The following is a 22,564-nucleotide window of genomic DNA, read 5'->3' as shown; positions in this document are numbered from 1 at the left end:
TATGTCGCAGGCTGCGCTGAATACGCGGAACCACGAAGAGGAAGACGAAACCTCTTCGCGTCGAAGTAATGGCTCTCGTCTGGCGGGTATCTTCTTCCTGCTGGCGGTGCTCTGTACCGTGCTGGTCAGCGGATGGATGGTTCTGGGCTGGATGGAAGATGCACAGCGATTACCGCTGTCAAAGATGGTGGTCACCGGTGAGCGTCACTACACGCGCAACGATGATATCCGTCAGGCGATTCTGGCATTAGGGTCGCCGGGCACCTTTATGACGCAGGACGTCAACATTATTCAAAGCCAGATTGAACGTCTGCCGTGGATTAAGCAGGCGAGCGTCAGAAAGCAGTGGCCGGACGAATTGAAGATTCATCTGGTTGAATATGTGCCGATAGCGCGCTGGAATGATCAGCATATGGTAGACGTGGACGGAAATTCTTTCAGCGTGCCGTCAGATCGCACCAGTAAACAGAATTTACCGATGTTGTACGGCCCGGAAGGCAGTGAGAACGAAGTCCTTCAGGGATACCGCGACATGGGGCAGGTGCTGGCAAAGGATAAATTCACGTTGAAAGTAGCGGCAATGACCGCGCGTCGCTCCTGGCAGTTGACGCTTAATAACGACATTAAGCTCAACCTTGGCCGGGGTGACACCATGAAACGGCTTCAGCGCTTTATGGAACTCTACCCGGTTCTTCAGCAGCAGGCGCAGACCGACGGCAAACGGATAAGCTACGTTGATTTGCGTTATGACTCGGGAGCGGCAGTCGGTTGGGTACCGGCTCCTGTAGAGGAAACTCAACAACAACAGAATCAGGCACAGGCAGAACAACAATGATCAAGGCGACGGACAGAAAACTGGTAGTTGGACTGGAGATTGGCACCGCTAAGGTTGCCGCTTTAGTAGGGGAAGTTCTGCCCGACGGTATGATTAATATCATTGGCGTGGGCAGTTGCCCATCGCGTGGTATGGATAAAGGCGGAGTGAACGACCTGGAATCCGTGGTGAAATGCGTACAGCGCGCCATTGACCAGGCCGAACTGATGGCGGATTGCCAGATCTCGTCAGTCTATCTGGCGCTTTCAGGCAAACATATCAGCTGTCAAAATGAAATCGGTATGGTGCCGATTTCTGAAGAAGAAGTGACGCAGGACGACGTAGAGAACGTGGTACATACCGCGAAATCGGTTCGCGTGCGCGACGAGCATCGCGTTCTGCACGTTATCCCGCAGGAGTACGCCATCGACTACCAGGAGGGGATTAAAAACCCCGTAGGACTGTCTGGCGTACGCATGCAGGCGAAAGTGCATTTGATTACCTGCCATAACGATATGGCAAAAAATATTGTCAAAGCGGTGGAGCGTTGCGGTCTGAAAGTCGACCAGCTTATTTTCGCCGGTTTAGCCGCCAGCTATTCCGTATTAACGGAAGACGAACGTGAACTGGGTGTCTGCGTGGTGGATATCGGCGGTGGTACAATGGATATTGCGGTCTATACCGGCGGCGCGCTGCGTCATACCAAAGTGATCCCGTACGCGGGCAACGTGGTGACCAGCGATATTGCCTACGCTTTCGGTACGCCGCCGAGCGACGCAGAAGCCATTAAAGTGCGTCACGGCTGTGCGCTGGGTTCCATCGTTGGTAAAGACGAGAACGTGGAAGTCCCCAGCGTGGGCGGGCGTCCGCCTCGTAGTCTGCAGCGTCAGACGCTGGCCGAGGTGATTGAGCCACGTTATACCGAATTGCTCAACCTGGTGAATGAAGAGATCCTGCAGCTGCAGGAACAGCTCCGTCAACAAGGTGTGAAGCACCACCTGGCGGCTGGCATTGTATTAACCGGCGGTGCGGCGCAAATTGAAGGACTTGCCGCCTGTGCGCAGCGCGTATTCCATACGCAGGTGAGAATTGGCGCGCCGCTGAATATTACCGGATTAACGGATTATGCCCAGGAGCCGTATTACTCGACGGCGGTTGGGCTGCTGCACTACGGGAAGGAATCTCATCTCAGTGGTGAAGCAGAGGTGGAAAAACGCGTAACGGTCGGGTCGTGGATCAAACGACTCAACAGTTGGTTGCGAAAAGAGTTTTAATTTTTTAAGAGAACGCAGAAAATTAGCGTTCTCAGGCGACAGGCACAACGGAGAGAGAAATTATGTTTGAACCTATGGAACTGACCAACGACGCGGTGATTAAAGTCATCGGCGTCGGCGGCGGCGGCGGTAACGCCGTTGAGCACATGGTGCGCGAGCGCATTGAGGGTGTTGAATTTTTCGCGGTGAACACCGACGCGCAGGCTCTGCGCAAAACGGCTGTTGGCCAGACTATCCAGATCGGTAGCGGTATTACCAAAGGTCTGGGCGCAGGCGCAAACCCGGAAGTCGGCCGTAACGCGGCGGATGAAGACCGTGAAGCGCTGCGTGCCGCCCTTGACGGCGCCGATATGGTGTTTATCGCAGCCGGTATGGGCGGCGGTACCGGAACCGGTGCTGCGCCAGTGGTGGCTGAAGTTGCAAAAGATTTAGGTATCCTGACCGTTGCCGTGGTGACTAAGCCGTTCAATTTTGAAGGCAAGAAGCGCATGGCGTTCGCTGAGCAGGGCATCACCGAGCTGTCCAAGCATGTGGATTCGCTGATCACCATCCCGAACGACAAGCTGCTGAAGGTTCTCGGCCGCGGCATTTCTCTGCTCGACGCTTTCGGTGCGGCCAACGACGTGCTGAAAGGCGCGGTGCAGGGTATCGCTGAGCTGATCACCCGCCCAGGCCTGATGAACGTCGACTTTGCGGACGTGCGTACCGTGATGTCTGAAATGGGCTACGCCATGATGGGCTCCGGCGTGGCGAGCGGTGAAGACCGTGCGGAAGAAGCGGCTGAAATGGCTATCTCTTCTCCGCTGCTGGAAGATATCGATCTGTCCGGCGCGCGTGGCGTTCTGGTCAACATCACTGCGGGCTTCGACCTGCGTCTGGATGAGTTCGAGACCGTAGGTAACACTATCCGCGCATTTGCTTCGGATAACGCCACCGTGGTTATCGGTACCTCTCTGGACCCGGATATGAACGACGAGCTGCGCGTAACCGTCGTTGCTACCGGTATCGGTATGGACAAACGTCCGGAAATCACCCTGGTCACCAACAAACAGGTGCAGCAGCCGGTGATGGATCGTTACCAGCAGCACGGTATGTCTCCACTGACGCAAGAGCAGAAACCGGCCGCAAAAGTGGTCAACGACAATACGCCGCAGGCCGCGAAAGAGCCAGATTATCTGGATATTCCAGCCTTCCTGCGTAAGCAAGCCGATTAAGAATTGGCTGGAAGTTGGGCATCTGCGCTCTTTGTGCTAAACTGGCCTGCCGAATGTATAGTACACTTCGGTTGGATAGGTAACTTGGCGAGATTATACGATGATCAAACAAAGGACTCTTAAACGTATCGTTCAGGCGACTGGCGTCGGTTTGCATACCGGCAAGAAAGTCACCCTGACGTTACGCCCTGCGCCGGCAAATACCGGGGTCATCTATCGTCGCACCGACTTGAATCCACCGGTTGATTTTCCGGCTGATGCCAAATCTGTGCGTGATACCATGCTCTGTACTTGCCTGGTCAATGAGCATGACGTGCGGATATCGACGGTTGAGCACCTCAATGCCGCGCTGGCTGGCTTGGGTATCGACAACATTATTATTGAAGTCGATGCGCCGGAAGTCCCAATTATGGACGGTAGTGCGGCTCCGTTCGTTTATCTGTTGCTGGATGCCGGCATCGATGAACTGAACTGCGCTAAGAAATTTGTGCGTATCAAAGAGACAGTTCGCGTTGAAGATGGCGATAAATGGGCCGAATTCAAACCGTATAATGGTTTTTCACTGGACTTCACCATTGATTTTAACCATCCGGCGATTGACTCCAGCAGCCAGCGCTACGCAATGAACTTCTCGGCTGATGCGTTTATGCGCCAGATTAGCCGCGCGCGTACCTTCGGTTTTATGCGTGATATCGAATATCTGCAGTCCCGCGGCCTGTGCCTGGGCGGCAGCTTCGATTGTGCCATCGTTGTTGACGATTATCGCGTACTGAACGAAGACGGTTTGCGCTTTGAAGATGAGTTTGTCCGTCACAAAATGCTGGATGCCATTGGCGACCTCTTTATGTGTGGTCACAATATTATCGGCGCATTTACGGCGTACAAATCCGGTCACGCGTTGAATAACAAACTGCTGCAGGCTGTTCTGGCAAAACAGGAAGCCTGGGAGTATGTGACCTTCGAGGACGACGCAGAAATGCCGCTGGCGTTCCGCGCCCCGACGCTGGTTCTGGCATAAGTCAGACCCGGCAGTAAATTCGACTGGTAACCTGGTACTCTCTCCGGCCAGGGAGCCAGTCGTTTTCTTTTTTATATTCCCGCTGCGTCCTGCTTTGATTTTTAACTGCATTTTTTGCGCGTTCGTTCCTTTTTTAAACGTTTTTCCCCCGCCTGAGACCTCATTCCTGCTGCCGTGACGGCGTATTAATGTTAGTATTTGGACGCAAAATATTTCTTAGGGTTGCTACCAACAAAAGGTAACGTAAGTGAGTGGATTGCTGACGCGCTGGCGACAGTTTGGCAGACGGTATTTCTGGCCGCATCTCCTGTTGGGGATGGTCGCGGCTAGCCTCGGCCTGCCTGCGCTTAGCAATGGTCATGAGCATGAGACCGCGTCGCCCGCTAAAACAACGTCCAGCAACCATAATCCTGCTAAAGTTAATTTTTCTCAGCTAGCGCTGCTGGAATCTTCCAGTCGTCGGCCCAATTTCACGGTTGATTACTGGCATCAGCACGCCATTCGTACGGTCATTCGCCACCTCTCTTTTGCGATGGCCCCGCAGGCGCTGCCGGTAGCGGAAGAGTCTTCACCGCTTCAGGCGCAGCATCTGGCCCTTCTCGACACGCTTAGCGCGCTGTTGACGCAGGAGAGTAAACCTCCGGCCATTGTTCATCTGGCGGCATATAACCCCTCTATTTCCCACTGCGCGTTTCGCGTCTGTACCTGGATTAGCCAGGTGGCCGGCATACGCGCAGGGCCTCAACGTCTCAGCTAAACCAAAAACGGACCATTCTATTTTTTTGTGACTCCGCACCGCGGGGCGTTTGAGATTTTATTATGCTAATCAAATTATTAACTAAAGTATTCGGTAGCCGTAACGACCGTACGCTGCGTCGTATGCGCAAAGCCGTCAACGTGATCAACGCCATGGAACCGTCCATGGAAAAACTGTCCGACGACGAACTGAAAGGGAAAACCGCTGAGTTCCGCGCTCGCCTGGAAAAAGGCGAAGCCCTGGAGAGCCTGATCCCGGAAGCCTTTGCCGTCGTGCGTGAAGCCAGTAAACGCGTCTTCGGCATGCGTCACTTTGACGTTCAGCTGCTGGGCGGCATGGTTCTCAACGATCGCTGTATTGCAGAAATGCGTACCGGTGAAGGTAAAACGCTGACCGCAACTCTGCCTGCCTATCTGAATGCGCTGACCGGTAAAGGCGTTCACGTGGTGACCGTCAACGACTATCTGGCGCAGCGTGATGCCGAGAACAACCGCCCGCTGTTTGAATTCCTGGGGATGACCGTTGGCATTAACATGTCCGGCCTGCCTGCGCCGGCCAAGCGTGAAGCCTACGCAGCCGATATTACTTACGGTACCAACAACGAATACGGCTTTGACTATCTGCGCGACAATATGGCCTTCAGTCCTGAAGAGCGCGTACAGCGCAAGCTGCACTATGCGCTGGTGGATGAAGTCGACTCCATTCTGATCGATGAAGCGCGTACCCCGCTTATTATTTCCGGCCCGGCTGAAGACAGCTCGGAAATGTATAAGAAGGTGAACAAGATCATTCCGCACCTGGTGCGTCAGGATAAAGAAGACTCCGAAACCTTTACCGGCGAAGGGCACTTCTCCGTCGATGAGAAAGCGCGTCAGGTAAACCTGACCGAACGCGGCCTGGTGTTGATTGAAGAGCTGCTGGTGAATGAAGGTATTATGGAGGAAGGCGAGTCGCTGTACTCACCGACCAATATCATGCTGATGCACCACGTGACCGCCGCGCTGCGCGCGCATGTGCTGTTCACCCGCGATGTTGATTACATCGTGAAAGATGGCGAAGTGATCATCGTCGACGAACACACCGGCCGTACGATGCAGGGGCGCCGCTGGTCCGATGGCCTGCACCAGGCCGTTGAAGCTAAAGAAGGCGTTGATATTCAGAACGAGAACCAGACGCTGGCTTCAATTACCTTCCAGAACTATTTCCGCCTGTACGAGAAGCTGGCAGGGATGACCGGTACCGCCGATACCGAAGCGTTTGAATTTAGCTCAATCTATAAGCTGGATACCGTTGTGGTTCCGACCAACCGTCCGATGATTCGTAAAGACATGGCGGACCTGGTCTATATGACCGAAGCGGAAAAAATTCAGGCCATTATCGAAGATATTAAGCAGCGTACCGCCGCGGGCCAGCCGGTGCTGGTGGGTACCATTTCTATCGAAAAATCAGAAGTGGTCTCTAATGAATTAACGAAGGCGGGCATCAAGCACAACGTGCTGAACGCGAAATTCCACGCCAGCGAAGCGGACATCGTTGCGCAGGCGGGCTATCCGTCTGCGGTAACCATTGCAACCAACATGGCCGGCCGTGGTACCGACATTATGCTTGGCGGTAGCTGGCAGGCCGAGGTCGCCCAGCTGGAAGACCCGACTCCGGAACAGATTGCGCAGATCAAAGCCGACTGGCAGGTTCGTCACGATGCGGTACTGGCTGCGGGCGGTCTGCATATCATCGGCACCGAACGCCATGAATCCCGCCGTATTGATAACCAGCTCCGCGGTCGTTCAGGCCGTCAGGGGGACGCCGGTTCTTCCCGTTTCTATCTGTCGATGGAAGATGCCCTGATGCGTATCTTCGCGTCTGACCGCGTGTCCGGCATGATGCGTAAACTGGGTATGAAGCCGGGTGAGGCTATCGAGCATCCGTGGGTGACGAAAGCGATTGCCAACGCGCAGCGTAAAGTCGAGAGCCGCAACTTCGATATTCGTAAGCAGCTGCTGGAATATGACGATGTGGCTAACGATCAGCGTCGCGCTATTTACACCCAGCGTAATGAGCTGCTCGACGTGACCGACGTGAGCGAGACGATTAACAGCATTCGTGAAGACGTATTTAAAGCGACCATCGATGCCCATATTCCTCCGCAGTCGCTGGAAGAGATGTGGGATATTGAAGGCCTGCAGGAGCGTCTGAAAAATGACTTCGACCTCGAGCTGCCGCTCAAAGAGTGGCTGGATAAAGAGCCGGAGCTTCATGAAGAAACGCTGCGTGAGCGCATTCTGCAGAGCGCTATTGAAACCTATCAGCGTAAGGAAGAAGTGGTTGGCGCTGAGATGATGCGTCACTTTGAAAAAGGCGTCATGCTGCAAACGCTGGACTCCCTGTGGAAAGAGCACCTGGCGGCGATGGACTACCTGCGTCAGGGTATCCACCTGCGCGGCTATGCGCAGAAAGATCCGAAGCAGGAATATAAGCGTGAATCTTTCTCCATGTTCGCTTCAATGCTGGAATCCCTGAAATATGAAGTGATCAGTACCCTGAGCAAAGTTCAGGTGCGGATGCCGGAAGAGGTTGAAGCGATGGAGCAGCAGCGTCGTGAAGAAGCTGAGCGTCTGGCGCAGATGCAGCAGCTGAGCCATCAGGACGATGATAGCGCAGCCGCGGCCGCGCTGGCTGAACAAACCGGCGAGCGCAAAGTGGGTCGTAACGATCCTTGCCCGTGCGGTTCTGGCAAAAAATACAAGCAGTGCCACGGTCGCCTGAGCTAAGCTTTTACAATATTGAATACCAGGGCGCAGATATCTGCGCCTTTTTTATGGAATGAAGACAATGAAAACGCTGCAAATTTCAGTGGGTATTATCCGTAATTCGCAAGGGGAGATTTTTATCACTCAGCGAGCCGCCGATGCGCATATGGCGAACAAGCTTGAATTCCCGGGCGGTAAAATTGAAGAGGGCGAGTCGTCCGAACAGGCCTTAGTACGCGAGCTGCAGGAAGAGGTCGGCATTACAGCCAAAGCTTACAGCCTGTTTGATAAGCTGGAGTATCAGTTTCCCGATCGCCATATCACGCTATGGTTCTGGCTGGTGAACAGCTGGGAAGGCGAGCCGTGGGGGAAAGAAGGGCAGCCGGGCCGCTGGATTGCGCAGAGCGCGCTCGTTGCTGAGGATTTTCCGCCGGCAAACGAACCCGTCATTACGAAGTTAATTCAAGGTTCTCTGATCGGGTAGGGTGCGCCTGCATCCGGCAAATCAGGGCGGGCCTGCGCATGCCCGCCCGAAATCCGTTACTCTTTTTCTTCGCTCCAGCCGTCGCTATCTGACAGATCGCTGCTGCTCGGGATACGTTTCTCTTCCGCTGCCCATTCGCCTAAATCGATAAGCTGACAGCGTTTGGAGCAGAACGGGCGATGCGGGCTCTGCTCATTCCAGACCACAATTTTGCCGCAGGTTGGGCAGTTGACGGTTATCTCTTCTGACATATCGACTCCTTAACAGCAGGCCAGTTCAAAATCAAAACGTTCCGGCACGATGCCGTGCTCGCTGTCCAGCGGCATAAAGCGGATGGCAAAGCGGCTCTTGTGGCCTGATATTTGGGGGTAGAGCTGGCTGGCAAGATCCAAACGCAGACGCAGCAGATCGGCATCTTCGCCGTTGTCCTGATAAAAACCGTTCAGGCTGGTCTGCTTACGGAAGGGGGCCGAGTTACGGATGAGATCGAGAATGAGCATCAGCGATTGCGTCAACGGTTCCAGGCTGGTCAGCCACTTACCGACCTGCTCATCACGATATTCCTGCGGCATATGCAGCCAGATGTGCAGCGTCGGAAGATCGAAGCTACAGCAGCCGCCCGGGATACTCAGGCGTTGGCGTACCAGGGCGATCAGGCGATCCTCTCGCAGGTACTGGCCGATACGCGGCGCCGACATTAACGTACTGCCTGATTGCTTCAGCTGCTGACGCAGTTCGTTGATACGATCCTGATCAACCCCAGGGACTTCCGCCCAGGATTGCAGCTTCCTCTGCTGGCGATCCAGCTCTTTCATCAGATCGGTACGTACTTCACCGCGTTCAAAAACATCTAAAAGGTCGCCGATATTGCGGAAAAAATGCAGCGCATCCGCATGGCTGGTAATGGCGGGATGTACGGTCAGCTGCTGGAGCAAAAACTCAATACGCAGCCAGGTGCGCATTTTTTCATTAAGCGGATGTTCAAATAGAACAGGGGTAGACATTACGGTTTTTCCTGTGAGGCGGCCTGCGTTGCCAGCTGTTGATACTTTGCATGCAGGCGGGCGACAGCTGATGCGATGGCATCAGGTGAACCCATATTTTCAATAACATCATCCGCAACGGCAAGGCGCTGCTCGCGCGTTGCCTGAGCGGCAAGAATATGTTCCGCATGTTGCCGACTGACCCGATCGCGAAGCATCGTGCGCGCTATCTGCGTCTCTTTCGGCACATCGACAACAAGAACCCGATCGGCTTTGGCGGACAAACGGTTTTCGACCAGTAAAGGTACAACCCAGAGAATATAAGACGAGGTGGCAAGCTGCATCTGGCGACGCGTTTCCTGCTGAATTTGCGGGTGCAGCAGCGCGTTTAGCCAGTTCTTATCCTCTGCGTGAGCGAAAATATGCTCACGCAGAGCGCGACGGTTAAGGGTGCCATCTTTATTCAGGATTTGCGGACCAAAGCGTTGAGCAATCGCGTTTAGCCCCGGGGTACCGGGCTCGACCACCTGGCGCGCGATAATGTCAGCATCAATAACGTTAACCCCGAGGTGTGAGAATGCGTCGGCTACGGTACTTTTACCGCTACCGATACCGCCTGTTAACGCTACCGTGTATGTCATACACCTCAATCCTGAAACTGACTACATGCACATTTTTCAATAACAGAGCCGTGATTTACGACGCGACGACGCCACTGCGACAGTGGTTTTATCGACGTGATATCAACCAATAAATGGCTGTCACCACGTACCCTGGTTCTTTTTGCGCATGTAAATCAAATGGTTAAAAATGATACGCCTGCGATGGGATATCGCAAATTCGCTTTTGGCTGTTCACCAGGTAAATTTATACGATTGTAGCGTAAAAAAAGTGAAAATCGCAGTCTTGCGCGGCCATGATTCGTGCGTATGATAACGTCACTGGAGTTGTGCTCTCACAATAATGCAATTAACCCCAGGAATTCGCACATGCGTATTGAAGAAGATTTGAAGCTTGGTTTTAAAGACGTTCTTATCCGCCCGAAACGTTCTACCCTCAAAAGCCGTTCTGACGTACAGCTGGAACGTGAATTCACTTTCAAACATTCTGGCCAGACCTGGTCTGGTGTGCCGATCATTGCTGCTAACATGGACACCGTTGGCACGTTTGCCATGGCTAAAGCCCTGGCTTCATTTGGCGTTTTGACCGCCGTACATAAGCATTACAGCGTTGAACAGTGGCAGGCGTTTGTTCAGAGCGTATCGGCAGATGTCGTGCAGCACGTCATGGTCTCTACCGGCACCTCCGATGCGGATTTTGAAAAAACAAAACAGATTCTGATGCAAAATCCGCAGCTTAGCTTTGTGTGCATTGACGTGGCGAATGGCTATTCAGAGCACTTCGTGCAGTTTGTCGCGAAAGCCCGCGAAGCCTGGCCGCAGAAAACCATTATTGCGGGCAACGTTGTGACCGGCGAAATGTGCGAAGAGCTGATTCTTTCGGGGGCTGATATCGTTAAGGTGGGTATCGGTCCGGGCTCCGTATGTACAACCCGCGTGAAAACCGGCGTCGGCTATCCGCAGCTTTCCGCAGTGATTGAGTGTGCCGATGCGGCGCACGGCCTGGGCGGGCAGATTATCAGTGACGGCGGATGTACTATGCCGGGCGATGTGGCTAAAGCCTTCGGCGGCGGCGCGGATTTCGTGATGCTTGGCGGTATGCTGGCCGGTCACGAAGAGAGCGGCGGTACAGTGGTTGAAGAAAACGGCGAAAAATTCATGCTGTTCTACGGCATGAGCTCGGAGTCGGCGATGACCCGTCACGTTGGCGGCGTAGCCCAGTACCGTGCGGCTGAAGGCAAAACTGTTAAGCTGCCTCTGCGCGGCCCGGTTGAAAACACCGCGCGCGATATTCTTGGCGGTCTGCGTTCCGCATGCACCTACGTAGGTGCTTCACGGCTGAAAGAACTGACTAAACGCACGACTTTTATTCGCGTACAGGAACAAGAGAACCGCGTGTTCAACAGCCTGTAATGCCGTTCGCTGGCGCGCTTGCGCCAGCGTTATCCCCCCATTCCGCTAATGGCGTCGCCCAGATGAAAAATGGGTAAATACATCGCCACCACCAGCACGCCGACAATCGTTCCGGTCACTACCAACATCATCGGTTCCAGCAAGGTCGCCAGATTATCTGCCTGCTGATGCGTCTGCTCACTATGGTGACGAGCCAGATTGTCCAGCATGGTATCCAGCGAACCCGAGGCTTCACCGGTACGGATCAGTTGTAGGCAAAGCGGCGTGAAGCCTCCGCCGTTGGCGAGCGCCTGCCAGATGGGATCGCCGTGGGTAATTTGCCGGCAAACCTGCTGGAGCCTCTGCCGCCATAGCGGGCAGCTCAGGGTTTCCTCCACGCTTTGCAGGCCTTGCAGGAAGCTGATTCCGGCGCTTTGCGTCAATGCGAGTACGGTAAAAATCTGGCTAAGCCGCTGGCCGCATAGCAGTTTGCCAAATACCGGCAGCGTATGGAGCAGCTTCTGACGGTACAGCAGCCAGCCTGGCCGCTGGCAAATCAGCCGGTTGAGTATTGCAGGTAAAATACCCAGGGCAGCGAGCAGTGGCCAACAGCGAGTTAACCCTTCGCCAATGCTTATTACCGCGCGGGTCAGCCACGGCAGCGGGGTGTTGAAGGTTTGATATATAGCGGCGAACTCCGGTAAGACAAAGCACAGCATTCCCATAACCACCAGCAGCGCCAGGGATAAGATAATCAACGGGTAGCGCAGCGCTTTTTTCACTTTTTCGGTGAGGAGCAGTTGCTCTCGCTGCTGCCTGGCCAACTGAGCGCAGCAAAGCTCCAGTTTACCGGTAAGTTCACCGGTGCGAATCATGGCCAGATAGAGCGGAGGGAACGCCTCAGGCCATTTTTCCAGGGAGCCTGAAAGCGAAATGCCCTGCGCCAGATCCTCCGCCAGGGTTTGCAGCAACGCCTGCCATTGCGCATTGGGCTGCTGCTGCGCCAGCAGTTCCAGCCCCTCGGCCAGGGGGAGACCGGCCTGAAGAAGCGCGGCCAGCTGGCGGATGATTTCGCCACTGTAGCGCGGATGCCAGAGGGCGCTTTGCACGCTACAGCGGCGCAGCGTCAGCGGGATAATTCGCTGCCGCTGCAGAGCCTGCAATGCCTCAGGGCGATTATCCTGCCAGAGCGTTCCCTGGCAGGGAATGCCCTGGAGAGAGAGACCGCGCCAGCGCCACAGTCGTTTAGTCGCCATGCGGTATCCCCAACACGCGAATGACCTCTTCCAGACTTGTCATCCCACGTTCGACGGCCAGACAGCCGCTCTCAAACAGCGTCATCATGCCGGATTCGCGCGCCAGGGACTCGATCTCTCCGGCGCTAAGACCTTGAGTAATCGCCTGCCGTAACGCGGTGGTGACGGGGAGCAGCTCAAATAGCGCCAGGCGACCGTAGTAGCCGTGATAGCAGTGCTGACAGCCCGGAGCCTGCCAGCGAGGAAGCGCCCGCGGCCACAGGCTGTGTGGAACATCGGCCGAACTGCCGGTTTCCCGGCGGCAGTGCGGGCACAGTTTGCGTACCAGGCGTTGAGCAACCACCAGAGAAAGTGCGGATGAGATCATCCAGCGCGCAACGCCCATCTGCTGCAGGCGAACCAGCGTTTCACTGGTTGAATTGGTGTGCAGCGTTGAGAGAACCAGGTGCCCGGTTTGCGCTGCTTTTATCGCAATTTCAGCGGTTTCTGCATCGCGTATCTCTCCGACCATCACGATATCGGGATCCTGGCGTAGCAGGGCGCGCAGTACGCTGTGAAAGGTTAAGCCCGCCCGCGGATTAATCTGCGTCTGATTCATCCCCACGATGGGGATCTCCAGCGGATCTTCAACGCTGCATATATTGACCTCGTCGCGATTCCGCGCCTGCAGCGCGCTGTACAAAGTGACGGTTTTCCCACTTCCCGTCGGGCCGGTGACCAGCATCAGCCCCTGAGGTTGGTTAAGCGCCGAGCGAAAGGCGGCAAGCTGCTGAGATGATAGCCCCAGCGCTTCGAGGTCCAGCGCTTGTTCGACCTGGTGTAATAAGCGAAGGACGATTTTTTCCCCGCCGCGGCAGGGAAGCGTGGCGATCCGAAACGAGATCGGGCGGTCTGCGAGCGTGAGGGTAAACTGACCGTCCTGCGGTACCCGGTGTTCAGCGATATCCAGATTGCTGAGCACTTTAAGTCGGGCGGTGATGGGGGCGGCCAGTTCCGGCGCAAGCGGCGCAAGAGAATGGAGTACGCCATCTACCCGCAGGCGAATTCTCAGGCGATCGTCACCGGGTTCAATATGAATATCCGATGCGCGCTGGCGCAGGGCCTGTTCCAGAAGGCTATTTACCTGTTCAACGATGCTGGCCGAGGCTTCAACAGGCCGGGTGAGGGTTGATATTCCCGGCGTCTGCAGCCGCTTGTCCATCTGGTCCTGGCTCCAGCACTCGATATCAATCCTTTTCTGCGTCGCGAAACGTAACGCTTCCAGCAGCTCCGGGGCGGGGGCGTCAACCACGGCGATAGCGATGGTGTGTTCATTGCTATCGAGTAGCAAGGCCTGATAGCGCTGGCAAAGAGGTATCAATTGTTCAGTTTTCATTGCCGCGCCCTCAGTTAAAACGGAACACGTCTTCACAGGCCTGCTTGAGTGCGCTATCGCCGGTAATGTTGCACACTCGCTGCCAGCCGGTGATGCCGTTAGCGTTATCCCAGGTCGGCGTCAGCGTGACGCTTAAGCCATTAAGGCTTTCCTGCCCGGTGAGCGTGACAACGCCTGTGGCGACGGTCATAGCCGAGACGTAGCGGGTTGTGGCGGGCGAGGGGATACCGTTGCTGCCGCCATCGCAGGTGGTTAATCCGCCGTGCTCCAGCGCGCACAGCTCAATGGCGGTGCGGAACGGGACGAAGGTTTGCAGCATATCGGTAAGCGCCGCTTTTCGCAGATAGTTCTGATAAGCCGGAATGCCGATTGCGCTGAGAATGGCGATGATCCCAATGACCACCATAAGTTCGATGAGGGTAAAGCCGCGTTGTTTGTCCATAAGTTGCTCCTTGTTATCTTCGGGAGCACTTTGCCGGGGTTTGTTTAGCGATACGAGCGGCAGATCGCGTCTGGAGAAGCACGCTTCCAGGCTTTTTTTGCGGGTTGCATTGAGGGATTATTGGCGTGCGAGCCGGCTCGCAAAAGTGCGCCCCGGCATCAACGACGAACCGGGGCAGGGGGATTAGCGGAAGCGCATAGAGAGATCGAGAGCGCGGACGTGCTTGGTCAACGCGCCAACGGAGATGTAATCGACGCCGGTTTCAGCAAATTCACGAATAGTCTCGAATGTGACGTTGCCGGAGACTTCCAGCGCCGCCTGGCCGTTGGTGTGTTTGACCGCTTCGCGCATCAGGTCGGTAGTGAAGTTGTCGAGCATAATGATGTCAGCGCCGGCTTTCAGCGCTTCATCCAGCTCTTCAAGGGTTTCGACTTCCACCTCAACCGGCACATCCGGGTGCAGCCAGAACGCTTTTTCTACCGCCTGCCGTACCGAGCCGGAAGCGATAATATGGTTCTCTTTAATCAGAAAGGCATCGGAGAGGCCGAGGCGATGATTGGCCCCGCCGCCGCACAGGACCGCATATTTCAGTGCCGTGCGCAGGCCCGGCAGCGTTTTGCGCGTATCGAGCAGCTGAGTTTTGGTGCCTGCCAGCAGGTCGACATAGCGGCGGACTTCGCTGGCCACCCCGGAGAGCGTCTGCACGAAATTGAGTGCGGTACGTTCGCCGGTGAGCAGGATCCGCGAAGGGCCTTCCAGCTCGAATAGCGGCTGATTGGCTTTTACCGCGTCGCCATCGGCAACGTGCCAGGTGAAGTTAACGTCGTCGCCCGCAAGCTGAATAAAGACTTCTTCTACCCAGCGTTTACCGCAAAACACGCCGTCTTCACGGGTGATGACGACGGCATGCGAGCGCGCATCCTGCGGCAATAATTGCGCGCTAATATCGTTGTTCGCATCCACTTCACCGCCTAAATCTTCCCGCAGGGATTGAGCGACGGCATCGGTAATATCAAGATTAATACGCTCCAGCAGCGCGTCACGGCGGCGGTCGGGATTGTAGCGACGAGGCGTCATGATAAAGCTCCAGATAGATAAGATTCAGAAGTGGGAAACATGCTAACCTGAACGACGTTTCTGTACCACATCCGCGTCCTTTCGCCGGCGGCGCCAGCGTGAAGTTTTAGCGTTAGCCAACCGAGCGAGCGTGGGTATGATGCCGGGGATTGTTTGGTCACGGTGCCGCGAATGCATAAGCTAGTAAAAGGAGACTCAACATGCAGTTGAACGGGGGATGGCTGGAAGAGGCGCGTCGGGTTCCTTCGCCGCACCACGATAGCCGCCCGGATAATGAAACCCCCTCTTTGCTGGTGGTGCATAATATAAGCCTGCCGCCCGGCGAATTTGGCGGGCCATGGATTGATGCCCTGTTCACCGGTACGCTCGATCCCCATGCCCACCCTTTCTTTGCTGAAATCGCGCATCTTCGCGTTTCGGCACACTGTCTGATTCGCCGCGATGGTGAAATCGTGCAGTATGTGCCTTTCGACCAGCGCGCCTGGCACGCGGGGGTTTCCAGCTATCACGGGCGCGAGCGCTGTAATGATTTTTCGATAGGCATTGAGCTGGAAGGGACCGACGAGCTGGCTTATACCGACGCGCAGTATCAGCAGCTGGTTGCCGTTACCCGTCAGCTTATCTCGCGCTATCCGGCGATAGCTGACAATATCACCGGCCATAGCGATATTGCGCCAGTGCGTAAAACGGATCCCGGCCCGGCTTTTGACTGGGTAAAATTTCGCGGTCTGTTAACCCCGTCGTCAGAATAAGGAGATGCCATGACGTTGTTCACTACGCTGTTAGTCCTCATTGCCGAGCGTTTGTTTAAGCTGGGCGAGCACTGGCAGCTCGATCACCGGCTGGAAGTGCTGTTTCGCCGGGTAAAGCATTATTCCCTGCTCACTACCCTACTGATGACGGTCGCGGCGGCGGCGGTCGTGTTTATTATTCAGCGTCTGCTGCAGGGGCAGCTGTTTAACATTCCTCTGCTGGTGTTCTGGATCCTGCTGGGCCTGCTGTGCATCGGCGCGGGCAAAGTCCGTCTGCACTATCACGCCTACCTGAAGGCGGCGGCGCGCGATGATAGCCGCGCCTGCGACGCCATGGCCAGCGAGCTCACCCTGATCCACGGCGTGCCGCCCGGCTGCGACCAGCGTGAATATCTGAGCGAGCTGCAAAACGCGCTGCTGTGGATTAACTACCGCTACTATCTCGCTCCGCTGTTCTGGTTCGTTGTCGGCGGGCCGTGGGGACCGTTAACCCTGATTGCCTACTGTACGCTGCGGGCCTGGCAGACCTGGCTGGCGCGTTATCAGACGCCGCGTCATCGCTTACAGTCGGGTATTGACGGCATTCTGCACGTGGTCGACTGGGTTCCGGTACGTCTGGTCGGCGTGGTGTACGCGCTGGTTGGGCACGGGGAAAAGGCTTTGCCAGCGTGGTTTGCCTCGCTGGGCGACCGCCACTCTTCGCAGTATCAGGTGCTGACGCGCCTGGCGCAGTATTCGCTGGCGCGCGAGCCGCACGTGGATAAAGTGGCGACGCCGAAGGCGGCGGTCTCCATGGCGAAAAAAACATCGCTGGTGGTGGTGGTGATTATGGCGCTGCTGACGATTTACGGTACGCTGATTTAAGCACCTGCCCGCTGGCGGGCAGGTTTCGCTTTTAATCCGTATCTGCTGCCGGGATGCCAAAATCAGGCATCCCGTTTTCCTGCCAGCGAATCCGCTTCAGGCGGGTATGGCGATTCGGATCGTACAGCGGGTCGCCTTCGATTTTGGTGTAGTTGCGCGCGTGGTACACCAGCACATCTTCTCCCTCCGGCGTTTGCGTAAAGCTATTGTGTCCGGGCCCATACTGACGATTCTCATAGCTGGTACGGAACACCGGCTGTGGCGCTTTATGCCAGTTTTCCGGCCGCAGCGGGTCGGCGTTAACGTCTATCCACAATAAGCCCATGCAGTAGTTTTCGTCGGTGGCGCTGGCGGAGTAGCTGACGAACAGCTTGTCGCCGTGGAACAGGACCGCCGGGCCTTCATTCACCAGAAAACCCCGGCACTCCCAGTCAAACTCGGGTTGACTCAGCCTGACCGGCTGACCTTTTAGCGTCCACGGATTTGCCAGTTCAGCCAGATAGAGGTTGGTATTGCCCTTAATTTCAGGATCTTTTTGCGCCCACAGGTACCACCGTTTACCCTGATGGCGGAAGGTGGTGGCATCCAGCGCAAAGGTATCAAGCGGCGTTTTAATCTGGCCTTTTTCCTGCCATTTACCGGTTAACGGGTCGCTGTCCGCGCATTCGAGCGCGAACATGCGGTGCTGGAACATGCCCTGCGCATCCAGATCGTGGGTGTGGCTGGCGGCAAAGTAGATATACCATTTGCCGTCAATTTCATGCAGCTCCGGGGCCCATATGAGCTGGCTCATCGGGCCGCTGTCCGGTTTACGCCAGACGACCACCGGCTGCGCGTGGCGTAAACCTTCAAGGGTTGCTGAGCGGCGGATTTCCAGACGGTCATACTCCGGCACCGAGGCAATAAAGTAGTAGCTCTCCTGATGGCGCAGAATATACGGGTCCGCGCGTTGTTCAATAAATGGATTCGGCCAGTTTTTCATTACGCTTTCCTTACCTGTTCGCCGGTTTTCAGTTCCTGATAGTCGTTGAGCTCGCTGTAGTTGACCCGGCGTTTCTCCAGGTCGGACTGAATTAGCCGCATAAATTCGCGGTTTACCTTCAGCATACGCACCACCCCGGCGGTAATCAGATAGCCGATGCCGGGGATAACGCTGAATAACAATACGATACCGTTAATCGCGGAGGCGCTTTGCTGCTTCGCACCGGCATCGTAACCGTACCAGGAGAGCAGGAAGCCAACCATCGCGCCGGCGATGGCCAGACCGACCTTCAGGAAGAACAGGTTGCCGGAGAAGCTGATGCCGGTGATGCGTTTGCCGGTCTTCCATTCGCCGTAGTCATCCACGTCGGCCATCAGCGACCAGTGCAGCGGCGAGGGGATCTGATGCAGAATGTTCAGCAGGAAGTAGAGCACCATAATCATCATGGTGGCGTGCGGGTCGAAGAAGTAGAAAGCGCAGGAGAAAACCGCCAGCACGATGTTGGTCCAGAAAAACACCTGCAGTTTGCACCAGCGGTCGGTCAGGACTTTAGCCAGCATACTGCCGATCATCATGCCGACTACCCCGAGGCTGATAAACAGCGTGGCGAAGTGGGTGCTTTGCTGCATCACCCAGGTGACGTAGTACATGGTGGCGGCCATGCGAATAAAGCCCGGACAAACGTTGCACAGCGTTAGCAGCAGGATGCGAACCCACTGGTCGTTTTTCCAGACGTCTTTCAGATCTTTTTTCAGTTCGTCGTTGGTCTGGACGGCGGGTTTTACGCGTTCACGAACGGTGGCAAAGCAGAACAGGAACATGCACATACCGATAATCGCCAGCACGGTCATCGCCATCTGATAGCCTTTGGCTTTATCCTCACCGCCGAACCAGTCCGCCATCGGCAGCAGCGTCAGGGAGAGCAGGAGCGTGGCGATACCGACCATCACGAAGCGATAGGACTGGCAGGCCACGCGTTCCTTCGGGTCATTCGTAATCACGCTACCCAAGGAGCAGTAGGGGATGTTGATCGCGGTGTAGGTCAGCGAGAGCAGGAAGTAGGTGACGAAAGCATAGATAACCTTGCTATTGTACGACCACTCCGGGGTGGTAAACATCAGCACGCTGAACAGCGCGTACGGGAAGGCAATCCACAGCAGCCATGGGCGAAAGCGCCCGTATTTACTGCGGGTACGGTCGGCCATCGCCCCCATAATCGGATCGGTGACGGCATCAATAACGCGTACGGAAAGCAGCAAAACGCCCACCAGCGCCGGCGCGAGACCAAAAATATCCGTATAAAAATAGTTAACAAACAACATGATGGCGCCGAATATGATATTGCATCCGGCGTCACCCATCCCGTAGCCTATTTTTTCTTTAACTGAAAGCTTATTGCCATTCATCGCAGCGATCTCCCCGTGGCGGTATGGAGAGAATTATTAGCCGGGTAATGGACTAATGCGTTGCAGGATAGGGTTAACGATATGGATAAATCGGTTATCAGGGGTAAAGTGTGAAGCAGGTAACAATGCGCTGTGTCCGCCAGCGGCGGGCGGACACAGCTTGTGGAGATGCAGGATTATGCTTTAATGGCGCTGGCGGTTTTCTGTTTAAACAGGTAGCCGACGCCGAGAACGGCAATCCATACCGGGATAAGGTAGACGGAAATCGCCATGCCAGGGGTCATCAGCATGATCACCAGCACTCCCGCCATAAACAGCAGGCAGATCCAGTTGCCCAGCGGATAAAGCAGCGCCGGGAAGCGGGTGACCACGCCCTGCTGCTGCTTAGCGCGACGGAATTTCATGTGCGCCAGGCTAATCATCGCCCAGTTGATCACCAGGGCTGAAACCACCAGCGCCATCAGCAGACCAAACGCGGATTCCGGCGCGAAGTAGTTAATCAGTACGCACAGCGCGGTGACCACCGCGGAGACGAGGATGGTGTTGACCGGCACGCCGCGTTTATCGACGCTCATCAGCGCTTTTGGCGCGTTACCCTGCTGGGCCAGACCGAACAGCATCCGGCTGTTGCAGTATACGCAGCTGTTGTAAACGGAGAGCGCCGCGGTTAACACCACAATATTCAGCGCATTCGCGACGAAGGTATCGCCCAGCTCGTGGAAAATCAGGACGAACGGGCTGGTATCGGCGGTTACGCGGCTCCACGGCAGCAGCGAAAGCAGAACGGCCAGCGAGCCCACATAGAAAATCAGGATGCGGTAGATGACCTGGTTGGTGGCCTTCGGAATGCTCTGCTCCGGGTTATCCGCTTCGGCGGCGGTGATACCGACCAGCTCCAGCCCGCCGAAAGAGAACATAATAATCGCCATCATCATTACCAGCCCGGTGAAGCCGTGCGGCAGGAATCCGCCTTGCTCCCACAGGTTGCGTACGGTGGCCTGCGGGCCGCCGTTGCCGCTGAACAGCAGCCAGCCGCCGAACAGGATCATCGCCACGACGGCGACGACTTTGATGATCGCGAACCAGAACTCCATCTCGCCAAACACCTTGACGTTCGTCAGGTTGATGGCGTTGATAGCGATAAAGAAAACGGCCGCAGAAACCCAGGTAGGAATTTCCGGCCACCAGAACTGGACGTATTTCCCGACCGCGGTCAGCTCGGCCATCGCGACCAGCACGTAAAGCACCCAGTAGTTCCAGCCGGAAGCGAAGCCTGCAAAGCCGCCCCAGTATTTGTAGGCAAAATGACTAAATGAACCGGCTACCGGCTCTTCGACGACCATCTCGCCCAGCTGACGCATAATCAGGAAAGCAATAAAACCGGCAATTGCGTAGCCGAGAATAATACCGGGACCCGCGTTTTGGATGACGGATGCGCTACCCAGAAACAAACCGGTACCGATAGCGCCTCCCAGCGCAATAAGCTGAATATGGCGGTTTTTAAGGCCGCGCTTTAGCCGATCGCCATGCTGTTGACCTTCCATCATGAAACCTCGTGTGTGGTTATGGTTATTATGTTTGTCCGCGTCATCCATCAGGTGACTTCTTCGCTGTCCATCCCTGCCTGATAGCATAGTCAGCGAATTTTCACTGAGCCTGCGGCCCGTTTTGCCCCGAGTGATGTAGCGCACATATTGTTGTGTTTGTGTAATTATCAAATTCCGTTGATGTACTTATTTCTTTACGCAAGGCGGAGAGGGAATTCATGAAAAGGCCTTTCGTATCATGGAGAATAGTGATAAGCGCCGCTGAATGCACCTGCTTTATGAAGGGATGATGACGAAGCGAGCAAAAAGACGCCATTTGTAAATCCCACCCCATGCGCCAGTGCCTACCCACTATTTGTCATTCATGCAAATTTATTGAATTTATATTCACTGAATAAGGCGTTGAATCGGTTCAGATAGCGTAATTTTTCGTTTCTATTACGTTAACGCTACCTCTTTGTGAGTAAACACAACATTTGTGCAAGGTTACATTTTTGAAATGTTATTTCTGTAAGGTTGTTAAAACGTGCCGGGTTTAATGATTTCAATCAAAACCTGTATGGACAGAAGGTGAATACTTTGTTACTTTAGCGATACGAACTATGAATTGGTAAGACCAATTGACTCCGGGCTAATGGCAGAGACAGGGAATATGGCCTACAGCAAGATCCGCCAACCAAAACTATCCGATGTGATAGAGCAGCAGCTGGAGTTTTTAATCCTTGAGGGGACGTTGCGCCCCGGTGAAAAACTCCCGCCAGAACGTGAACTGGCAAAACAGTTCGACGTTTCCCGTCCCTCGCTCCGTGAGGCTATTCAACGCCTCGAAGCTAAGGGCTTGTTGCTTCGTCGCCAGGGGGGCGGAACGTTTGTACAAAGCCGCCTGTGGCAGAGCTTCAGCGACCCGCTGGTAGAGCTACTGTCCGACCACCCTGAATCCCAATTTGATCTGCTGGAAACCCGTCACGCGCTTGAAGGCATCGCGGCTTATTACGCGGCGCTGCGCAGCAATGATGAAGACCGCGAACGCATTCGCGAGCTGCATCAGGCCATTGAGCGGGCTCAGCAGTCCGGCGATCTCGACGCCGAATCCGATGCCGTCGTCCAGTATCAAATCGCCGTCACCGAAGCGGCGCACAATGTGGTGCTGCTCCATCTACTACGCTGTATGGAGCCGATGCTGGCCCAGAACGTTCGCCAGAATTTTGAATTGTTGTACGCCCGTCGGGAGATGCTCCCGCAGGTCAGCAATCATCGTACTCGCATTTTTGAGGCGATAATCGCCGGGGAACCGGAGCAGGCGCGTGAAGCGTCGCATCGTCACCTGGCGTTCATTGAGGAAATTTTGCTGGATCGTAGCCGTGAGCAGAGCCGTCGTGAACGCTCACTGCGTCGTTTACAGCAACGAAAAGATGAGAACTCCGGTTCTTAAGCGCCATTTTTAGAGCGCGGCAACTAAACGCAGAACCTGTCTTATTGCACTTTTAGTTGTTCAAAATAATTTTGGGTGTATCGCGGCGGCAAGCGCGCGAATCCCCGGGAGCATAGTGAACTATGTGA

The 22,564-nt window shown here is 55.3% G+C and carries 21 protein-coding genes; 11 read left to right on the top strand and 10 right to left on the bottom strand.

Features of this window, described 5'->3' with window-relative positions; translation table 11 throughout:
- The first annotated feature begins 1 nt into the window (after window position 1).
- From ftsQ to mutT, 7 genes are all read left to right on the top strand, one after another.
- On the top strand, window positions 2-835 hold the full coding sequence (gene ftsQ / locus ABLU87_RS05425; protein WP_014227923.1) for a cell division protein FtsQ: 834 nt from the start codon (window positions 2-4) through the stop codon (window positions 833-835).
- Window positions 832-2,088, top strand: coding sequence for a cell division protein FtsA (gene ftsA / locus ABLU87_RS05420; RefSeq protein WP_004098594.1), 1,257 nt, complete (start codon window positions 832-834; stop codon window positions 2,086-2,088). Before ftsQ ends, ftsA begins: the two co-directional genes overlap by 4 nt.
- A gap of 62 nt (window positions 2,089-2,150) precedes the next feature.
- Window positions 2,151-3,302, top strand: coding sequence for a cell division protein FtsZ (ftsZ, locus tag ABLU87_RS05415; RefSeq protein WP_004098597.1), 1,152 nt, complete (start codon window positions 2,151-2,153; stop codon window positions 3,300-3,302).
- 100 nt (window positions 3,303-3,402) lie between these two features.
- Window positions 3,403-4,320, top strand: coding sequence for a UDP-3-O-acyl-N-acetylglucosamine deacetylase (gene lpxC / locus ABLU87_RS05410; RefSeq protein WP_004098599.1), 918 nt, complete (start codon window positions 3,403-3,405; stop codon window positions 4,318-4,320).
- 247 nt (window positions 4,321-4,567) lie between these two features.
- Window positions 4,568-5,077: a secA translation cis-regulator SecM gene (gene secM, locus ABLU87_RS05405; protein ID WP_014837406.1), complete on the top strand. Its 510-nt coding sequence runs from the start codon at window positions 4,568-4,570 to the stop codon at window positions 5,075-5,077.
- A 62-nt stretch (window positions 5,078-5,139) separates the two neighbouring features.
- Entirely contained in the window at window positions 5,140-7,845 is a 2,706-nt protein-coding gene (gene secA, locus ABLU87_RS05400) for a preprotein translocase subunit SecA (protein ID WP_004098603.1), read from the top strand.
- Window positions 7,846-7,906: 61 nt separating this feature from the next.
- The gene (mutT, locus tag ABLU87_RS05395; protein WP_046877800.1) at window positions 7,907-8,308 is read left to right on the top strand and encodes an 8-oxo-dGTP diphosphatase MutT; all 402 of its coding nucleotides are present in this window, start codon (window positions 7,907-7,909) and stop codon (window positions 8,306-8,308) included.
- Window positions 8,309-8,364: 56 nt separating this feature from the next.
- Here the strand turns inward: mutT and yacG are convergent, their stop codons facing one another.
- The 3 genes from yacG to coaE are packed head-to-tail and all read right to left on the bottom strand — an operon-like array spanning window position 8,365 to window position 9,932.
- Complete coding sequence (gene yacG / locus ABLU87_RS05390) at window positions 8,365-8,559, bottom strand: DNA gyrase inhibitor YacG (protein ID WP_004098607.1); 195 nt, start codon at window positions 8,557-8,559, stop codon at window positions 8,365-8,367.
- 9 nt (window positions 8,560-8,568) lie between these two features.
- On the bottom strand, window positions 8,569-9,312 hold the full coding sequence (gene zapD, locus ABLU87_RS05385) for a cell division protein ZapD (protein ID WP_122117008.1): 744 nt from the start codon (window positions 9,310-9,312) through the stop codon (window positions 8,569-8,571).
- The gene (gene coaE, locus ABLU87_RS05380; RefSeq protein ID WP_048262398.1) at window positions 9,312-9,932 is read right to left on the bottom strand and encodes a dephospho-CoA kinase; all 621 of its coding nucleotides are present in this window, start codon (window positions 9,930-9,932) and stop codon (window positions 9,312-9,314) included. Before coaE ends, zapD begins: the two co-directional genes overlap by 1 nt.
- Window positions 9,933-10,280: 348 nt before the next feature.
- Between coaE and ABLU87_RS05375 the strand changes: the two genes are divergently transcribed.
- On the top strand, window positions 10,281-11,324 hold the full coding sequence (locus ABLU87_RS05375; RefSeq protein ID WP_122117009.1) for a GMP reductase: 1,044 nt from the start codon (window positions 10,281-10,283) through the stop codon (window positions 11,322-11,324).
- A gap of 29 nt (window positions 11,325-11,353) precedes the next feature.
- Here ABLU87_RS05375 and hofC read toward each other — a convergent pair whose 3' ends face one another.
- The 4 genes from hofC to nadC all read right to left on the bottom strand — a co-directional run bounded on the left by hofC (window position 11,354) and on the right by nadC (window position 15,453).
- A complete protein-coding gene (gene hofC / locus ABLU87_RS05370) occupies window positions 11,354-12,559 on the bottom strand; it encodes a protein transport protein HofC (RefSeq protein ID WP_122117010.1) in 1,206 nt (401 codons plus the stop codon).
- Entirely contained in the window at window positions 12,549-13,934 is a 1,386-nt protein-coding gene (gene gspE / locus ABLU87_RS05365; protein WP_122117011.1) for a type II secretion system protein GspE, read from the bottom strand. The genes hofC and gspE overlap by 11 nt, the downstream gene beginning before the upstream one ends.
- A 10-nt stretch (window positions 13,935-13,944) precedes the next feature.
- Window positions 13,945-14,376: a prepilin peptidase-dependent pilin gene (gene ppdD / locus ABLU87_RS05360; protein ID WP_014227930.1), complete on the bottom strand. Its 432-nt coding sequence runs from the start codon at window positions 14,374-14,376 to the stop codon at window positions 13,945-13,947.
- Window positions 14,377-14,559: 183 nt separating this feature from the next.
- Window positions 14,560-15,453, bottom strand: coding sequence for a carboxylating nicotinate-nucleotide diphosphorylase (nadC, locus tag ABLU87_RS05355; RefSeq protein ID WP_014227931.1), 894 nt, complete (start codon window positions 15,451-15,453; stop codon window positions 14,560-14,562).
- Window positions 15,454-15,653: 200 nt separating this feature from the next.
- Here nadC and ampD point away from each other — a divergent pair, with 200 nt between their 5' ends.
- Both ampD and ampE read left to right on the top strand, forming a co-directional pair.
- Window positions 15,654-16,205 carry a 1,6-anhydro-N-acetylmuramyl-L-alanine amidase AmpD gene (ampD, locus tag ABLU87_RS05350; RefSeq protein ID WP_032747986.1) on the top strand — a complete coding sequence of 184 codons (552 nt, stop codon included), beginning with the start codon at window positions 15,654-15,656 and terminating at the stop codon, window positions 16,203-16,205.
- A gap of 9 nt (window positions 16,206-16,214) precedes the next feature.
- Window positions 16,215-17,069, top strand: a complete 855-nt coding sequence (gene ampE, locus ABLU87_RS05345) for a beta-lactamase regulator AmpE (RefSeq protein WP_004098628.1) — start codon at window positions 16,215-16,217, stop codon at window positions 17,067-17,069.
- Window positions 17,070-17,100: 31 nt separating this feature from the next.
- Here ampE and ABLU87_RS05340 read toward each other — a convergent pair whose 3' ends face one another.
- From ABLU87_RS05340 to aroP, 3 genes are all read right to left on the bottom strand, one after another.
- A complete protein-coding gene (locus ABLU87_RS05340; protein ID WP_122117012.1) occupies window positions 17,101-18,051 on the bottom strand; it encodes a family 43 glycosylhydrolase in 951 nt (316 codons plus the stop codon).
- Complete coding sequence (locus ABLU87_RS05335; protein WP_049069183.1) at window positions 18,051-19,457, bottom strand: MFS transporter; 1,407 nt, start codon at window positions 19,455-19,457, stop codon at window positions 18,051-18,053. Before ABLU87_RS05335 ends, ABLU87_RS05340 begins: the two co-directional genes overlap by 1 nt.
- 176 nt (window positions 19,458-19,633) lie before the next feature.
- On the bottom strand, window positions 19,634-21,004 hold the full coding sequence (aroP, locus tag ABLU87_RS05330) for an aromatic amino acid transporter AroP (protein ID WP_086544283.1): 1,371 nt from the start codon (window positions 21,002-21,004) through the stop codon (window positions 19,634-19,636).
- Between the two features lie 652 nt (window positions 21,005-21,656).
- On the opposite strand from aroP, the gene pdhR reads away from it, so the two are divergent.
- Window positions 21,657-22,436: a pyruvate dehydrogenase complex transcriptional repressor PdhR gene (gene pdhR / locus ABLU87_RS05325; protein WP_004098632.1), complete on the top strand. Its 780-nt coding sequence runs from the start codon at window positions 21,657-21,659 to the stop codon at window positions 22,434-22,436.
- The last annotated feature ends 128 nt before the right edge of the window (window positions 22,437-22,564 follow it).

It is taken from the genome of Klebsiella sp. CB_Kp196 (assembly GCF_040061575.1).
Classification (GTDB): Bacteria; Pseudomonadota; Gammaproteobacteria; order Enterobacterales; family Enterobacteriaceae; genus Klebsiella; species Klebsiella michiganensis.
The sequence above is the reverse complement of the archived record's forward strand: the minus strand, read 5'-3'. Positions and strand labels throughout refer to the sequence as shown.

Excerpts from the sequence above, each read along its gene's own strand:
- ftsQ (WP_014227923.1), top strand. The coding sequence starts at position 2 with ATGTCGCAGGCTGCGCTGAATACGCGGAACCACGAAGAGGAAGACGAA.
- ftsA (WP_004098594.1), top strand. The coding sequence starts at position 832 with ATGATCAAGGCGACGGACAGAAAACTGGTAGTTGGACTGGAGATTGGC.
- ftsZ (WP_004098597.1), top strand. The coding sequence starts at position 2,151 with ATGTTTGAACCTATGGAACTGACCAACGACGCGGTGATTAAAGTCATC.
- lpxC (WP_004098599.1), top strand. The coding sequence starts at position 3,403 with ATGATCAAACAAAGGACTCTTAAACGTATCGTTCAGGCGACTGGCGTC.
- secA (WP_004098603.1), top strand. The coding sequence starts at position 5,140 with ATGCTAATCAAATTATTAACTAAAGTATTCGGTAGCCGTAACGACCGT.
- mutT (WP_046877800.1), top strand. The coding sequence starts at position 7,907 with ATGAAAACGCTGCAAATTTCAGTGGGTATTATCCGTAATTCGCAAGGG.
- yacG (WP_004098607.1), bottom strand. The coding sequence starts at position 8,559 with ATGTCAGAAGAGATAACCGTCAACTGCCCAACCTGCGGCAAAATTGTG.
- zapD (WP_122117008.1), bottom strand. The coding sequence starts at position 9,312 with ATGTCTACCCCTGTTCTATTTGAACATCCGCTTAATGAAAAAATGCGC.
- coaE (WP_048262398.1), bottom strand. The coding sequence starts at position 9,932 with ATGACATACACGGTAGCGTTAACAGGCGGTATCGGTAGCGGTAAAAGT.
- ABLU87_RS05375 (WP_122117009.1), top strand. The coding sequence starts at position 10,281 with ATGCGTATTGAAGAAGATTTGAAGCTTGGTTTTAAAGACGTTCTTATC.
- hofC (WP_122117010.1), bottom strand. The coding sequence starts at position 12,559 with ATGGCGACTAAACGACTGTGGCGCTGGCGCGGTCTCTCTCTCCAGGGC.
- gspE (WP_122117011.1), bottom strand. The coding sequence starts at position 13,934 with ATGAAAACTGAACAATTGATACCTCTTTGCCAGCGCTATCAGGCCTTG.
- ppdD (WP_014227930.1), bottom strand. The coding sequence starts at position 14,376 with ATGGACAAACAACGCGGCTTTACCCTCATCGAACTTATGGTGGTCATT.
- nadC (WP_014227931.1), bottom strand. The coding sequence starts at position 15,453 with ATGACGCCTCGTCGCTACAATCCCGACCGCCGCCGTGACGCGCTGCTG.
- ampD (WP_032747986.1), top strand. The coding sequence starts at position 15,654 with ATGCAGTTGAACGGGGGATGGCTGGAAGAGGCGCGTCGGGTTCCTTCG.
- ampE (WP_004098628.1), top strand. The coding sequence starts at position 16,215 with ATGACGTTGTTCACTACGCTGTTAGTCCTCATTGCCGAGCGTTTGTTT.
- ABLU87_RS05340 (WP_122117012.1), bottom strand. The coding sequence starts at position 18,051 with ATGAAAAACTGGCCGAATCCATTTATTGAACAACGCGCGGACCCGTAT.
- ABLU87_RS05335 (WP_049069183.1), bottom strand. The coding sequence starts at position 19,457 with ATGAATGGCAATAAGCTTTCAGTTAAAGAAAAAATAGGCTACGGGATG.
- aroP (WP_086544283.1), bottom strand. The coding sequence starts at position 21,004 with ATGATGGAAGGTCAACAGCATGGCGATCGGCTAAAGCGCGGCCTTAAA.
- pdhR (WP_004098632.1), top strand. The coding sequence starts at position 21,657 with ATGGCCTACAGCAAGATCCGCCAACCAAAACTATCCGATGTGATAGAG.